This window comes from Shewanella electrodiphila (assembly GCF_023283985.1).
Taxonomy (GTDB): Bacteria; Pseudomonadota; Gammaproteobacteria; order Enterobacterales; family Shewanellaceae; genus Shewanella; species Shewanella electrodiphila.
In genome coordinates, this window is record NZ_JAKIKU010000006.1 from 320,101 (window position 1) to 334,739 (window position 14,639).

Annotated in this window: 16 protein-coding genes; 10 read left to right on the forward strand and 6 right to left on the reverse strand. The window is 41.4% G+C overall.

Annotated features, from left to right (window positions below):
• Window positions 1-234 precede the first annotated feature (234 nt).
• From L2737_RS13365 to trpA, 6 genes are all read left to right on the forward strand, one after another.
• Window positions 235-1,785 carry an anthranilate synthase component 1 gene (locus tag L2737_RS13365; protein ID WP_248956017.1) on the forward strand — a complete coding sequence of 517 codons (1,551 nt, stop codon included), beginning with the start codon at window positions 235-237 and terminating at the stop codon, window positions 1,783-1,785.
• 26 nt (window positions 1,786-1,811) lie between these two features.
• Window positions 1,812-2,414, forward strand: a complete 603-nt coding sequence (locus tag L2737_RS13370; protein ID WP_248956031.1) for an aminodeoxychorismate/anthranilate synthase component II — start codon at window positions 1,812-1,814, stop codon at window positions 2,412-2,414.
• Window positions 2,414-3,454 carry an anthranilate phosphoribosyltransferase gene (gene trpD, locus L2737_RS13375; RefSeq protein WP_102527145.1) on the forward strand — a complete coding sequence of 347 codons (1,041 nt, stop codon included), beginning with the start codon at window positions 2,414-2,416 and terminating at the stop codon, window positions 3,452-3,454. Before L2737_RS13370 ends, trpD begins: the two co-directional genes overlap by 1 nt.
• Window positions 3,454-4,896, forward strand: a complete 1,443-nt coding sequence (trpCF, locus tag L2737_RS13380) for a bifunctional indole-3-glycerol-phosphate synthase TrpC/phosphoribosylanthranilate isomerase TrpF (RefSeq protein WP_248956018.1) — start codon at window positions 3,454-3,456, stop codon at window positions 4,894-4,896. Before trpD ends, trpCF begins: the two co-directional genes overlap by 1 nt.
• Before the next feature lie 91 nt (window positions 4,897-4,987).
• Entirely contained in the window at window positions 4,988-6,193 is a 1,206-nt protein-coding gene (gene trpB, locus L2737_RS13385; protein ID WP_102527147.1) for a tryptophan synthase subunit beta, read from the forward strand.
• 9 nt (window positions 6,194-6,202) lie between these two features.
• Window positions 6,203-7,015: a tryptophan synthase subunit alpha gene (gene trpA / locus L2737_RS13390; RefSeq protein ID WP_248956019.1), complete on the forward strand. Its 813-nt coding sequence runs from the start codon at window positions 6,203-6,205 to the stop codon at window positions 7,013-7,015.
• Window positions 7,016-7,160: 145 nt separating this feature from the next.
• Here the strand turns inward: trpA and L2737_RS13395 are convergent, their stop codons facing one another.
• On the reverse strand, window positions 7,161-8,375 hold the full coding sequence (locus L2737_RS13395; RefSeq protein ID WP_102527149.1) for an OmpP1/FadL family transporter: 1,215 nt from the start codon (window positions 8,373-8,375) through the stop codon (window positions 7,161-7,163).
• Between the two features lie 235 nt (window positions 8,376-8,610).
• Between L2737_RS13395 and L2737_RS13400 the strand changes: the two genes are divergently transcribed.
• The 4 genes from L2737_RS13400 to L2737_RS13415 all read left to right on the forward strand — a co-directional run bounded on the left by L2737_RS13400 (window position 8,611) and on the right by L2737_RS13415 (window position 11,467).
• On the forward strand, window positions 8,611-9,156 hold the full coding sequence (locus L2737_RS13400) for a septation protein A (protein ID WP_102527150.1): 546 nt from the start codon (window positions 8,611-8,613) through the stop codon (window positions 9,154-9,156).
• 16 nt (window positions 9,157-9,172) lie between these two features.
• Entirely contained in the window at window positions 9,173-9,472 is a 300-nt protein-coding gene (locus tag L2737_RS13405) for a YciI family protein (RefSeq protein ID WP_229372562.1), read from the forward strand.
• Entirely contained in the window at window positions 9,472-10,281 is an 810-nt protein-coding gene (gene xthA, locus L2737_RS13410) for an exodeoxyribonuclease III (protein WP_102527152.1), read from the forward strand. The genes L2737_RS13405 and xthA overlap by 1 nt, the downstream gene beginning before the upstream one ends.
• Before the next feature lie 379 nt (window positions 10,282-10,660).
• Window positions 10,661-11,467 carry a substrate-binding periplasmic protein gene (locus tag L2737_RS13415; RefSeq protein WP_248956020.1) on the forward strand — a complete coding sequence of 269 codons (807 nt, stop codon included), beginning with the start codon at window positions 10,661-10,663 and terminating at the stop codon, window positions 11,465-11,467.
• Window positions 11,468-11,652: 185 nt separating this feature from the next.
• On the opposite strand, the gene L2737_RS13420 is transcribed toward L2737_RS13415, so the two are convergent.
• The 5 genes from L2737_RS13420 to L2737_RS13440 form a co-directional block, all read right to left on the reverse strand.
• Window positions 11,653-12,576, reverse strand: coding sequence for an aspartyl protease family protein (locus L2737_RS13420; protein WP_248956021.1), 924 nt, complete (start codon window positions 12,574-12,576; stop codon window positions 11,653-11,655).
• Window positions 12,577-12,808: 232 nt separating this feature from the next.
• Entirely contained in the window at window positions 12,809-13,156 is a 348-nt protein-coding gene (locus L2737_RS13425; RefSeq protein WP_248956022.1) for a RidA family protein, read from the reverse strand.
• 106 nt (window positions 13,157-13,262) lie between these two features.
• The gene (locus L2737_RS13430) at window positions 13,263-13,727 is read right to left on the reverse strand and encodes a hypothetical protein (RefSeq protein ID WP_248956023.1); all 465 of its coding nucleotides are present in this window, start codon (window positions 13,725-13,727) and stop codon (window positions 13,263-13,265) included.
• Window positions 13,720-14,109: an MAPEG family protein gene (locus L2737_RS13435; RefSeq protein ID WP_248956024.1), complete on the reverse strand. Its 390-nt coding sequence runs from the start codon at window positions 14,107-14,109 to the stop codon at window positions 13,720-13,722. Before L2737_RS13435 ends, L2737_RS13430 begins: the two co-directional genes overlap by 8 nt.
• Before the next feature lie 126 nt (window positions 14,110-14,235).
• On the reverse strand, window positions 14,236-14,535 hold the full coding sequence (locus L2737_RS13440; RefSeq protein WP_248956025.1) for a hypothetical protein: 300 nt from the start codon (window positions 14,533-14,535) through the stop codon (window positions 14,236-14,238).
• Window positions 14,536-14,639 lie beyond the last annotated feature (104 nt).

Sequence of the window (14,639 nt, forward strand, 5' to 3'; positions counted from 1 at the left end):
ATGACTAACTTTAACGCACGTAACATCAATTGGTGGTGGCACTTCCCAAATTAACGGGTGGTGTGAAGCGTTGTGGTTATTTAAATAACACAAGATTTTACTAGAAAGCCCGCAGAGATGTGGGCTTTCTTGCTATTTACGGCTTGCACTCTTCGAAACAACTAACGCAAACCGAATCAGAAATAGAGACCTTAGTATGAAAAATCAACATATTAGAGAGGCGCAATAAGCATTATGGAACATCAGTTCGCCCATGTAATCACGCAAAAACAATCATTAGCGTATCACGCTGATCCATTGAGCCTTTATCAGCATGTTACCGCAAATGCGCCGCATACTATGTTGCTTGAGTCAGCTGAAATTGACACCAAAGATCATTTAAAAAGCATCGTGCTCACCCATGCAGCCATGATGGTACGATGTGATGGGTATCAACTCACCTTTGCAGCATTAACAGATAATGGCGCAAGCTTACTTTCTCCTATCAGTGAGTTCTTTAAATCGAGTCAGCAGCAACAGCAAGATAATGAATTAATTATTACCTTAGCTAAAGCCTGCGAGTTACAAGATGAAGATGCCCGTTTAAAGTCGACCTCACCATTAGATGGTTTAAGAATGCTGATCCAGCACATTCAGACAGATCAGCAAGATGCGTTTGAAGATTTATTTTTAGGCGGCGTGTTAGCCTATGATTTAATCGATACTGTAGAGCCGCTACCAGCTGTGCCTAATGCAGATAACGATTGCCCTGACTATCTATTTTATCTCGCTGAAACCTTAATTTTGATTGACCACCAGCAGCAAGATGCTGAAATCATCACTCATCAATTCTCTCAAGACCCACTATTAGCAGATACGCTGGCAAAGCACGCAGCAAAAGTGAAACAACAATGCCAAACATTGGCCCCCGTTGCGGACCTTGTGCCGGTTGACGCTGAAACCCAAGTTAATATTAGTGATGCCACGTTTAAGCAAACCGTGGTTGATTTAAAAGAGCACATTGTTGCCGGTGATATTTTCCAAGTTGTGCCTTCAAGAAGCTTTAGCTTACCTTGCCCAAATACACTCGGTGCATATAGAGCACTGCGTTTAACTAATCCAAGTCCTTACATGTTTTACTTTCGCGGCCCAGATTTCACCTTATTTGGCGCTTCACCAGAAAGTGCATTGAAATACGACGCTGCCAGCAATCAAGTTGAGGTTTATCCCATTGCAGGTACCCGCAAGCGTGGTAAGACCGCTGATGGCGACATTGATTTTGATTTAGACAGTCGTATCGAACTTGAACTGCGTCTAGATAAAAAAGAGCTTTCAGAGCATTTAATGCTGGTTGATTTGGCCCGTAATGATATTGCCCGCATTAGCCAAAGTGGCAGTCGTAAAGTGGCTGAGTTATTAAAAGTTGACCGTTATTCTCACGTGATGCATTTAGTTAGTCGCGTGACAGGACAATTACGTGATGATTTAGATGCGCTCCATGCCTACCAAGCTTGTATGAATATGGGCACCTTAGTCGGCGCACCAAAAGTGCGAGCGTCACAATTAGTTAGACAAGCGGAACAAGCAAGGCGCGGCAGTTACGGCGGCGCTGTAGGTTACCTTAATGGTTTAGGCGATATGGATACCTGTATCGTTATCCGCTCTGCTTTCGTTAAAAATGATGTTGCCTTTATTCAAGCTGGCGCAGGTGTGGTGTTTGATTCAGATCCGCAAGCCGAAGCGGATGAAACTCGCCAAAAAGCCCAAGCAGTGATATCTGCCATCAAAATGGGAGGTGGATTGTAATGACGACTTCTCAGAGCACCAATAACATGAAACTGTATTTATTAGATAACTTTGACTCATTCACCTATAACCTTGTGGATCAATTCCGCAGTTTAGGCTTTGAAGTACTCATCTACCGTAATGATGTGAGCGCAGAATATTTAGCTGAAAAACTTATCGAAGAATCAGGCCAAGCCGCATTAGTATTATCACCAGGCCCAGGAGCCCCCCACGAAGCGGGTTGCATGATGGAATTAATAAGCAAAGTGGCAGGCAAAGTACCTATGCTAGGTATTTGTTTAGGTCATCAAGCTATGGTTGAGTATTACGGCGGTAAAGTCGAACGCGCTCCTTTTGTGGTGCACGGCAAAGCCAGCCCCACGATTCATAATGGCGAAGGCGTATTTGCTAACTTACCTTCTCCGCTTCCAGTTGCCCGTTATCACAGCCTAGTGGCTACCCGTGTACCTGAGTGCTTAGAGGTGATTGCTACCACTGAAGATATGCCAATGGCGGTAATTCATCCGCAAGATAAAGCGGTAGGATTCCAGTTTCATCCAGAATCCATTTTAACTACTTTAGGTAGCACGCTATTAACGCAAACACTGACCTACCTAACTCAATCTGAATCAAATAAAGGCGCATTATAATGTCTCAATTACAACCTCTATTAGACTCTCTTTATCAAGGTAATGCGCTCACCCGAGCTCAAAGCGCCACATTATTTAGCGCGATTGTTGCAGGCGAAATGGATCCTGTGGCGATGGCAGGTATGTTAGTTGCACTAAAAATGCGCGGTGAAACCATTGAGGAAATCACAGGTGCAGCGGATGCACTTCGTCAAGCTGCTAAGCCTTTTCCACGCAGCCCACAATCCTTAGCCACTGGTGTGGTTGATATTGTCGGTACTGGCGGCGATGGTCATAACACCATTAATATCTCAACCACTGCATCATTTGTTGCCGCTGCTGCAGGCGCAAAAGTGGCTAAACATGGCAACCGCGGCGTATCCAGTAAATCAGGCGCATCTGATGTATTATCTCATTGTGGTATTGCTCTTGATATGAGCCCAGAAGCTGCTAGCCAGTGCATTGAAGACTTTGGATTATGCTTTTTATTCGCGCCGCATTATCATGCCGGCGTTCGCCATGCAGTACCTGTAAGACAAGCACTTAAAACCCGCACTATTTTTAATATCTTAGGCCCGCTGATTAACCCAGCAAAACCTGAAGCTATGCTACTAGGTGTGTATTCGCCAAAGCTGATTGCCCCTATCGTTAATGTGTTAAACGCATTAGGTGTTAAACGCGCCATGGTGGTTTACGGCAGCGGACTTGATGAGGTCGCCCTACACGGTGAAACTCAAGTGGCGGAGCTTAACGACGGTAACATTCGTTTTTATAAGTTAACTCCGCAAGAGTTAGGGGTAGAACCTGCTGACATTTCGGCCCTTGAAGGCGGTGAACCCAGTGATAACGCCCTTATTACTCAAGCCATTTTAAAAGGTGAAGGCAAACCTGCCCATCGCGATGCGGTTGCCATTAACGCAGGTTGCGCCCTTTATGTTAGCGGTGTGTGTGACACAGTGCAGCAAGGCACCAAACTTGCGCTTGAAACCATCAACAGTGGTAAAGCTTTTGACGTGTTGACTAAATTGGCTGATGCAAGCCAACAAGAGGATGCAAAATAATGGCAACTGTCACCAATAATACAGCTAAAGAATCTAACGTATTAACCAAAATTGTTGATACCAAAGTGGCCCATATTGCCTCGCTTAAATTGCGTTACCCAGAAGCGAGCTTACAACCTAAAATATCTGACCGCAGTTTATTTGATGCCCTCAAAGCCCCCAATGCCGGTTACATTTTTGAATGTAAAAAAGCCAGTCCATCAAAAGGGTTAATCCGTCCAGTATTTGATGTTGAAGCGATTGCTGATATTTACGGTAAATACGCATCGGGTATCTCGGTATTAACCGACGAGCAGTTCTTTCAGGGTGATATTGATTACATTCCATTAGTGCGTGCACGTGTTAGTCAGCCAATCTTATGTAAAGACTTCTTTGTTGACCCATACCAAATCAAACTGGCCGCTCACCAAGGCGCAGATGCCGTATTGTTAATGCTTTCAGTACTCGATGATGACCAATATAAATTGTTGGCTACCGAAGCCGCTAAATACAATTTAGATGCGCTAACCGAAGTCAGTAACCAAGAAGAACTTGAACGCGCGATTGATCTTAATGCGCGCATTGTGGGTATTAACAACCGCAACTTACGTGACTTAAGTACCGATTTAGCCACCACAGAAGCGTTAGCGCCGCAAATACCCACTGACCGAGTGATTATCAGTGAATCTGGCATTTATAATAACCAGCAGGTTAAGCGTTTAAATCCTCTGGTAGATGGTTACCTCGTTGGAAGCTCTATCATGGCGCAAGACGATATAGACTTGGCTTGTCGTCAGCTGATTTTTGGCAATAACAAAGTGTGTGGCTTAACCCGCATTGAAGATATTAACGCTGTCGCTGAAGCAGGTGCTGTATTTGGTGGATTAATCTTCCACCCAAAATCACCACGCAACGTGAGTGTTGAGCAAGCGGCTGAATTGGTTAATAAAAGCAAACAAAATAACCTTGCTTTGAACTTTGTCGGCGTATTCGTCAACAAGTCCAATGCTGACATTGTTGCAACCGTAAAAGCGGTCGGTTTGTCTGTAGTGCAATTGCACGGCAGCGAAACCAGTGAAGATATTAGCGAGTTAACACAATTACTCACTGACGCTAACCTTGATTGCCAAATTTGGAAAGCGGTCAGCGTTGATAACGGCACAAACTCTGTCGGTGATAAACCACAGGGCTGCGATCGTTACTTATTTGACAGTAAAAATAGCACCGGATTTGGCGGCACAGGTGAGAGCTTTAACTGGCAAGCGTTACTCGATGCTTCTGCAATAACAGCTGCAGAACGAGAAAACAGCATGCTTGCAGGTGGGCTAACACCTGAAAACGCATTTGATGCCAACCAACAAGGTTTTTATGGCTTAGATCTTAACTCAGGAGTTGAGTCACAGCCCGGCATAAAAGATGCGCAAAAGGTTGCTCAAGCTTTTACTGCAATCAGAAAGAATTAGTACATTACCCATTATTAAAACCAGACTTTTATACAGAATTAAGAAATAGCCAACATGGGTATTTCAGACAATATTGATAAGGAAAGATCCAATGACAAAGCTTAAGCTTGACCCTTATTTCGGCGAATATGGCGGCATGTATGTTCCACAAATCCTTGTGCCAGCATTAAAGCAATTAGAAACTGCGTTTGTTGAAGCCCAAGAAGATGAAGCCTTTCAAAAAGAATTTACCGATTTACTAAAGAACTATGCAGGTCGCCCTACCGCATTAACCTTAACCCGTAACTTAAGCCCTAACCCTATGGTTAAAATCTATCTTAAACGTGAAGATTTACTCCATGGCGGCGCGCACAAAACTAACCAGGTACTTGGTCAGGCGCTATTAGCAAAACGTATGGGTAAAAAAGAAATCATTGCAGAAACAGGCGCAGGTCAACACGGCGTAGCAACGGCATTAGCTTGTGCATTATTAGACCTTAAATGTAAGGTTTACATGGGCGCAAAAGATGTTGAACGTCAATCACCAAACGTATTCAGAATGAAACTAATGGGCGCAGAGGTTATCCCTGTGACATCGGGTTCAGCAACCCTTAAAGATGCTTGTAACGAAGCCATGCGTGACTGGTCTGCAAGTTATGACAAAGCGCATTATTTACTTGGCACTGCAGCGGGGCCGCATCCATTCCCAACGATTGTGCGTGAATTCCAGCGCATGATTGGTGAAGAAACCAAAAAGCAAATTCTTGAAAAAGAAGGTCGTTTACCTGATGCAGTTATCGCCTGTGTTGGTGGTGGCTCAAATGCTATTGGCATGTTCGCTGACTTTATCGATGAAAAAGACGTTGAATTAATTGGCGTTGAACCTGCAGGTAAAGGCATTGATACGCCAATGCACGGCGCACCACTTAAACATGGTAAAACGGGTATTTTCTTTGGTATGAAAGCGCCACTAATGCAAGACAGTGACGGCCAAATTGAAGAGTCATATTCTGTATCTGCGGGCCTAGATTTTCCATCTGTTGGACCACAACATGCACACTTAAATGCCACAGGCCGCGCACGTTACGAGTCTGCAACCGATGATGAAGCTTTGGAGTGTTTCCAGCTGTTAGCGCGCACTGAAGGGATTATCCCAGCGCTAGAATCAGCGCACGCTATTGCCTACGCGGTGCGATTAGCAAAAGAAGCGACTAAAGAAACCATTTTAGTGGTCAACTTATCAGGTCGTGGCGATAAAGATATCTTCACCGTATCTGACATTTTAGAACAAAAAGCTTCTGCTGAAGCTGCGAAATAAGGACTTATCATGACTAATCGTTATCAAGCAGCTTTTGACCAATTGGCTCAAAAACAACAAGGCGCATTTGTGCCGTTCGTGACCCTTGGCGACCCAACCGTTGGGATCTCGTTAAAAATCATTAAAACCTTAGTGGACAATGGCGCTGATGCCCTGGAACTTGGCTTTCCATTTTCAGACCCGCTTGCTGATGGACCTGTTATCCAAGGCGCGAATTTACGTGCATTAGATTCAGGCACCACTGTGGCTGATTGTTTCTCACTACTAACTAAAGTACGTGAGTTATATCCTGATACACCCATTGGCTTATTGCTATACGCTAACTTGGTTTTCGCTAATGGTATTGATGAGTTCTATGCAAAAGCCAAACAAGCTGGCGTTGATTCAGTATTGATTGCTGATGTGCCTGTTGAAGAGTCGGCTCCGTTTAGTGAAGCCGCTCATAAACATGGGGTTGCGCCGATTTTTATTGCGCCGCCAAATGCTGATACTGACACCATCAAAATGGTCAGTGAACATGGCCAAGGTTATACCTATTTGCTATCTCGTGCGGGTGTAACTGGCACAGAATCAAAAGCAGGTGCGCCAATTGGTGAAGTGCTTGCCAAACTGGCTGAGTTTAATGCCCCGCCGCCGTTATTAGGTTTCGGTATTGCTGAGCCTAAGCAAGTAAGCGAAGCCATTAACGCTGGTGCTGCAGGTGCTATTTCTGGTTCTGCGGTGGTGAAAATTATCGAGCGAAACAAAGACGACGAAAAAGCTTTGTTAAGTGAATTAGGCGAGTTTACTCGTAATATGAAAGCTGCGACTCAAAAAGCATAATACGCATTTAAATCATCTTATTAGGCTTAATAGTAACAATGCCGCTCATTTAAAATGAGCGGCATTTTTGTTAAGTACTAATTTAAATCTAATCCAGATGAATGTTTATATGGATAAAATTTATATCATTGCAGTGGCTGACGTATTAAAACGTTACTGCAACACCAACAAAGTGAATGCTTGAATCAAAGTAGCCATTTAATAGATTACCTGTTGGGTCAACACCCGGTATAAGCCCATCTTGACGAATTTCAACATTTCCTAAATCAGCATACTCATAAAAAACATCTAACTTACTATCGCCAATATGAGTACTCACACCAACAGAGTAGCGCTTTTGCACACCCACGGGGATATCAGGGGTTTGTAAATAAGGATCATCTTGCGGTGATGTTTCATAAGAGAAACCGAGTTTTAGATTCCAATCTTTATTAATCGCATAATCTAAACCTACGCCATAATGCCAAACATCATCCCAATCTCGGTCTTGTGATAGATCAAAGCTGTGATCTTGTCCCAACAATGAACCATTAAATGTAATTGGGCTGCTATCCCAATCACTCCATTGATGCCACTGAATGGTGGTCAATAACGCTAACTGCGGTGTGACTTGATAGCTAGCACTCAAATCAACCAGGGCAACTAAGCTACTGTCCATTGAAAAATCTGTCAGCTGCAGGTTATCTAGGCGGATATCTGAATTGAGGTTACCTTGAAAATCATGCTCAAGTTTTGAGCGATAACTAAGGCCTACCATTAACTGTTCGCTAGGTTGATAAACAACGCCAGCGTTATAGCCCATGGTCCAGTCAGAGGCGCTTTCAATTTCAGTATTAGCCATCCTACCGTCAAGCACAGCGTAGTTTATTTGCAATCCCGCACCTACCGACCATTGGTCATTAATGCGATAACTTAAGGCTGGATTGACTTGCAGAGTCAGAAGGTTAATGTCTTCTAATTGTAACTGCCCAGCCCAGTTAGCACTGTAATCTAAGCCAGAACCACCTGCTGTACCAAGGCCTACGCCAAAATGCAGATCATCCGTTAATTGAACAACATGAAAGGCTGCTACCGAACCAAGATAGTTATTGCTACCACCACCAGAAACGCCATCAACATCATAAAAATCGACTCCCAAATCAAACGCTAGGCCATTTACAGTGGTTTTATTCTCCCCCATAAACGACATAATGGCGGGATTGACCCACATCGCAGCAGCTGATTCAGTATAAACACCATCACCCGCACCAGCAGTGCCTTGGTTTGCGTAAACAGCTTCTTGTAAAAATAAACCGCTCGCATTTACAGGTAATGAAAATAAAAGGGCTAGTGGAGCCAGCTTTATAATGTTTTGAGTCATGTATATTGCTCTACAATAGAATTTACAAGAATAATACCATTACCTAATATTCCATATAGAATATCGTTTATTCTATTTGTCGCATTGACTGTTGGTATATGAGCCGCCATTAAGCATAGTTCATCTTATCTCAAGCTGATCACCTTCATATCACTGACCGTTGCTGGTACAATTTGGCGCAATCATTCCTATTAGCAAATGGACTGCTAAACTCACCTTTAGGCTATAGCTTCTAATGAAACAACTGCTTGATTTTCTCCCTTTGGTAATCTTTTTTGCCATCTACAAATTTTATGATATCTACACTGCCACTGGCGCACTTATTGCGGCCACTGCATTGCAGTTAATTGTCACTTACATCTTATATAAGCAAGTCGAAAAGATGCATTTGATCACTTTTGCTATGGTGTCATTTTTCGGTACGTTAACTTTGGTCTTCCACGATGATGCCTTCATCAAATGGAAAGTGACCATCGTTTACGCCTTCTTTGCTATCGCATTACTAGTAAGTCAGTTAATCAACAAACCTATTCTTAAAAGCATGTTGGGCAAAGAAATGAAATGCCCTGACAAGATATGGGCTCATGTCACTTGGTACTGGGTCACTTTCTTTGTTGCATGTGGTATTGCTAACATTTATGTTGCCTTTAGCTTGCCATTAGAAACCTGGGTGAACTTTAAAGTGTTTGGCTTAACAGCTCTTACCTTAGTCAATACTGTTATTACCGTTATGTACCTGTATAAACATATGGAACATGATGAATCGGAACAAATAAAATAATTCAAGGAACCTATCTATGTGGTACATGATTTCGTCACAAGATGTTGAAAACAGCTTAGAAAAGCGCATGAGTGCCCGTCCTGCACATATTGCTCGACTTGAAGCACTTGCCGCTGAAGGCCGTTTATTAGTCGCAGGCCCACATCCTGCGATTGATAGCGAAAACCCAGCTGAAGCGGGTTTTACAGGCTCTTTAGTTGTTGCTGAGTTTGATTCATTAGCTGCAGCGCAAGCATGGGCTGATGTTGACCCGTACATTGAAGCTGGCGTATATGCTCACGTAATTGTTAAGCCATTCAAGCGAGTACTTGTCTAATGAAAATTGTCTCATTTAACATCAATGGTATTCGCGCTCGTTTGCATCAATTACAAGCGTTAATCGATAGCCATCAACCTGACGTCATCGGCCTACAAGAAACCAAGGTTCACGACGAAGCATTTCCAGTAGCAGACGTTGAAGCTATGGGTTACCACGTGCATTATCATGGTGGTAAAGCTCACTACGGTGTGGCTATGCTGTCAAAAGCTGAGCCAATTGAAATTATCAAAGGTTTTAAAGATGATGCAGAAGATGCGCAGCGCCGGATGATCATGGGTAAATTCAAGCAAGATAATGGCCGTGTCATTACCGTCATGAATGGTTATTTCCCACAAGGTGAAAATATCACTCATGAAACTAAGTACCCTGCCAAGCGTAAGTTTTATCAAGACTTAATGCAGCACCTTGCTGACAACCACACACCGGATGAAGACATTGCCATTATTGGTGACATAAATATCTCGCCTGTTGATTTAGATATTGGCATTGGTGAAGTCAATGCCAAGCGCTGGCTTAAAACCGGTAAATGTAGCTTCCAACCTGAAGAGCGTGAATGGTTGCAGCGTTTAAAAGACTGGGGCTTAGTCGATAGCTTCCGCGAATTGCACCCAGAGCGTACAGAACGTTACTCGTGGTTTGATTACCGCAGTAAAGGCTTTGTCGATAACCGTGGTCTTCGTATTGATGTGGTCATGGTCACTAAGTCATTATTACCACGTCTGACTGAATCAGATGTAGATTACGATTTGCGTGGTATAGAAAAACCATCTGATCATGCGCCAATTTGGAGCACTTTTTCTGACTAATTGGTCCTGATTAGCTTAATTTGCTGGCAACTTTATTAGTGCCACAAAATGATTACTTAAAAGCTTAACGTGAATGCGTTAAGCTTTTTTATTGGCTTCGATAAAGTTAATAGCCCTAATCAGTCATTAAAATTAAAGGATTACATTTCAAGCGCTTAATTTAAGCATCTCTCAAAATCACTACTGCGCTTTATATTCTCTAGAACAATCAAAAAACGGTTCGCTCCCAATAAAGAGGTATAGAAGCTAGGTTATCCGTAGGCTAGACTAAAATATCAGTTACTCTGCCTTACTTTGTATTCGTTATTTATATTGCCTTGTGTGAAAGAGTAATCCAATTAGCTGGACGCTGAGTGACAACTTTAAAAGGATTTCTAGGTTGAAGCATATTAAATATTACAAGTATTCAAAAAGTAAATTGATGCCATTCAGCTTCTCTATCTGCTTGATTTTTCTACTCATCGAAAAGCCTGTTTCAGCTTCCCACGATAAAGTAGTCAATTTTACCACCAGCAGCAGTATCAAACCTTTCTTCTTTGTTGACGAGCAACGTGGGCTGCAATACGAATTATTACAAGCTGCGTTAGCAACAAACCATGTAAAATTAGGCCAAGTCACTTTTGCCTCTAACCTGCGCGCTTTACGATTGGTTAAAACCAAAAAAATCGATTGTATAATCAACTCCCCCGCTAATAGCGAAGGGCTATTTTTAACCCAGAGCTTAATTGATTATCAAAATAGCGTGTTTTATCTGAGTAAAAACCAATTAGCCATCGATTCGGTACAAGATCTTAAAAACGTCTCCTTGGTTGGTTTTCAAAATGCGAGTCAGTATCTAGGCCAAGAATTTTTAGAAATAGCAAAAACACATAGCAATTATATTGAAGTTGCTAATCAAAAAAACCAAGTGTTAATGCTGTTTCGTGAACGTATTCAAGCTATTATTCTTGAAGAACGAATTTTTGATTATTATCGCAGCCAAATTGACAGCCAAATTAAATCACCTGTTGAAGTCACCAAGGTCAAATTATTCGGCCAAGCCCCGCGCTATATTGCTTGTCACGATCCAGAAACGGCTATTCTGGTTAATGAGGCTATTTCGCAATTAAAACAAACCAACTTATATCAAGATATCTTGCTTAAGGCTGAGCGCAGCTATAGCGGTGTTTCTGAGTTAACAAAGTAACTAGCCCATGTAGGGCTAATCGCAACAACACTGGTTGTAGCAATGGTTACAGTACAGGTTGTAGCAATGCTTACAGTACGGGTTGCAGTACATAGCTACATAGCCGCATAGCACTTGGCCACATGACACTTGGCTAAATGATACTCCCTCACCCCCAAATACCGATGTTTTGTAACAAGCCCCGCCTATTGAAAAGTCACCGTATTAGATTCAAAACCTATTTTAGTATTTAATGATTTTAATTGATTGAGCCCGATAATCCCGATGACCTGGTGATTAAAGCTATCGTTAACAATGACCGAATCGAGGTCGGTAACAATAAAGCGGTTTTCAAATAATGAAGCCTTACCATTAGAGACCGCGATAGAGTCACTCATGCTAATGGGGATCTGTTTGCCATTAATATCTTGGCCATAGGCATTAGGAATAAGTTCAGAAGAAATAGATAAGTCGACAGCATTCTTACGGTTAATTATCGAATATTGTGAGCCTGTATCTAAAATGAGTCCCACTTCCTGCTCGTTAATATTAACCACAACGTAAGGTATGCCAAAGCCTGATGAAAATAAGCTGAGGTTATTCTTGGTTTCATCAAGGGTATATTGGGCCAATAATTGAGTTTGTAGCTCAGAAAATTGCAGCCCTTTAGCGATTAATTGCAGCAGGTCAAAACCCAACAAGCCTAAATACTTTCGATTAATACCCGACAAATTATGAGTATTTAAATTAACGCGAGAGAGTTCATATCCTGATACGGTAAAGCCTGATAGCTGTATTTTCTCACTGACCATCATCGCTTGCTCAGACCCAAAGCCATAGCCTTTTTCAACATCCAAAGAAGTATAATCATCAATACTGGATAAATACCTGCGGTCTAAAACAGAGCTTGAAGAGCCTGTATCTATAATCATCCGACCTGACAAAGCCTGAATCATCACATCCAAATGGAGTTGACCATCTTCTGACTCAACAAGTGGTAAGTTTTGTTGTATTTGAGTTGCCCAAACTGTGGCTGTATAGAAAAACAAACTAAGTAATATAGCGCTTATTTTTATTACAAAAGGAATTTTTATTACTGAAGAAATATTTGTAATTGAAGAATAGCCCATAGCTTAAAAAGTCCTTTTCAGTATCATAAATCTAGCATGAATCTATCATTGCCTAAGATGTCGCTCAGGTGGGCTTTGACGATAACACTTATGGGCTACTTATTCTAAAGATCGATGGAATGATGTTTTATCCTGGTGATTTGGGCACGTAAACAACGCCAATAAATAATCTACACTGTAAAAGAATCTCAATCCCTGAATGCGTTTATTTATATGCCTTGCTAGCTGTACTTTAGCGGACTGCGGTAACCGTAATTTCAATTAACACATCACCTTCAAGATCTACACCCAAGCAGGCTCTTTGCGGCCAATCTTGAGGATTATCACCAAACCAATCACACCATACAGAGTCCATCGCCTGCTTAGAGTTCATATTTGTAATAAAGACTTGAGCAGATACTATTCGAGTTTTATCGCTACCAAGCTCAACAAGATTATCTTGAATTGTATCTAGCGTTAGTTGGGTTTGTCCTTTTATATCTAATGATGTATCTGACGAAGTAGCAACTGTCCATACTAGATCTTTGTATGCAGACGACTTATTACGTCCATTATAAATACCGCGTTTTCGTTCAATCACTTGATTACCCTGTACTTATTACGCCTAATTAACAGGTAAAAAATAGTTGATTAAAATAAGCGGGGAAGGAGAAAAAACCAACTATTTTTACTGCTGGATTGGCTTGTTAGGTTTTACGTCTAAATGAAATAGGTAAAACAAAGAATACAGTAATAATTATTATCAAGTCAGCAATTCTTGCAACTACATCAAACGCCTCTTTGAATACTTCTATATCACCAGCTTTAGTTTCTTCATAAGCATTGAATATGTTTGCTAGATCTCCAGTATTTTCGGATTGATTCAAAAACGATTCTGTCACAGCTTTATTACTTGTTTCACTATGAGAAATTATTTCGTTAGTTGACATGAACTCACCATTTATTTCAATAAATGGTATAGACAAAAATGATCTTATAATTAATGCCAATAGAATAATTATGGCGGGATAAATAATATGTTTAATTTTCGCCACGGATTCTCCAGTAAAATATAACGCCTCGTTAAGAGGCGAAAAATAGTTGGCTAAAATTAGCGACGAAGGAGCAAAAGCCAACTGTTTTTTGTCCTGCTTTAATGACTTGTTAGGCAATACCAGCACCTAGAAGCATTAAATATATTGAACTCACGGCAATCACACATATAGTTGAAAACATGCCAAAAACTCTAAACTTCAGGTTCTCTTCAGTTTGACTTACGCCATAAGCATGGACAACTCTTGCGATAAGTAGAAGTGCAGCAAGAAAGTGAACAACAATTGCATTAGCATTGTGCGTTTCAAGAAAATATAAAAGTAATAAAGTTAAAGGAACATACTCCGAAAAATTAGCATGTACTCTGATTGCACGATTTAACTCATTACTCCCGCCATCACCAATTGATGCTCTGACTTCTTTTCGAATACCAATAATTCGTAAGCTTAAATAGATGTAAAATAACGCAAGAAATGATGCGTAAAAAATAGTAATTGGCACAAGACCTCCTTGTATGCCTAACGCCCCGCTAATGGGCAAATAATAGTTGGTTAAAATAAGCGACGCAGGAGCAAAAACCAACTGTTATTTGTCCTGTTGAGCGACTTGTATGGATAATAAACCCACCTAACCCCAATTCAATGATGGGCAAACTTTTAAAGCATACTCTTTTGCTGAATTGATACTTGTGTAACTTCCACTAAGGTGTGCCTCACCTTTAATGTATTTACCGATATGAATATCATAAAACTCTCCAAATTGATCTTCTCGAACTTCTGGGTCATCTTCGTAGTCACCCGATCCCGGCTTAAAGTTGCTTTTTATAATATGAACTTCCATTTCAGTAATGCCACCATAGATCCAACTACCACTCAACATCAACTTTTCATGAATTTGACTCAAAATGTACCCTAGGCATATAGACATAATGACTCCCCACTAAAGATGCTGATCTCCAATTAATCGTGGGTTAGCTGAAAGCCAGAGCCATAATAGTTTTGTTAAAGAAACTAAATCGGAGATCAGCATGA

Coding starts and splice junctions, on each gene's coding strand:
- L2737_RS13365 (WP_248956017.1), top strand. CDS start 235: ATGGAACATCAGTTCGCCCATGTAATCACGCAAAAACAATCATTAGCG.
- L2737_RS13370 (WP_248956031.1), top strand. CDS start 1,812: ATGAAACTGTATTTATTAGATAACTTTGACTCATTCACCTATAACCTT.
- trpD (WP_102527145.1), top strand. CDS start 2,414: ATGTCTCAATTACAACCTCTATTAGACTCTCTTTATCAAGGTAATGCG.
- trpCF (WP_248956018.1), top strand. CDS start 3,454: ATGGCAACTGTCACCAATAATACAGCTAAAGAATCTAACGTATTAACC.
- trpB (WP_102527147.1), top strand. CDS start 4,988: ATGACAAAGCTTAAGCTTGACCCTTATTTCGGCGAATATGGCGGCATG.
- trpA (WP_248956019.1), top strand. CDS start 6,203: ATGACTAATCGTTATCAAGCAGCTTTTGACCAATTGGCTCAAAAACAA.
- L2737_RS13395 (WP_102527149.1), bottom strand. CDS start 8,375: ATGACTCAAAACATTATAAAGCTGGCTCCACTAGCCCTTTTATTTTCA.
- L2737_RS13400 (WP_102527150.1), top strand. CDS start 8,611: ATGAAACAACTGCTTGATTTTCTCCCTTTGGTAATCTTTTTTGCCATC.
- L2737_RS13405 (WP_229372562.1), top strand. CDS start 9,173: ATGTGGTACATGATTTCGTCACAAGATGTTGAAAACAGCTTAGAAAAG.
- xthA (WP_102527152.1), top strand. CDS start 9,472: ATGAAAATTGTCTCATTTAACATCAATGGTATTCGCGCTCGTTTGCAT.
- L2737_RS13420 (WP_248956021.1), bottom strand. CDS start 12,576: ATGGGCTATTCTTCAATTACAAATATTTCTTCAGTAATAAAAATTCCT.
- L2737_RS13440 (WP_248956025.1), bottom strand. CDS start 14,535: ATGTCTATATGCCTAGGGTACATTTTGAGTCAAATTCATGAAAAGTTG.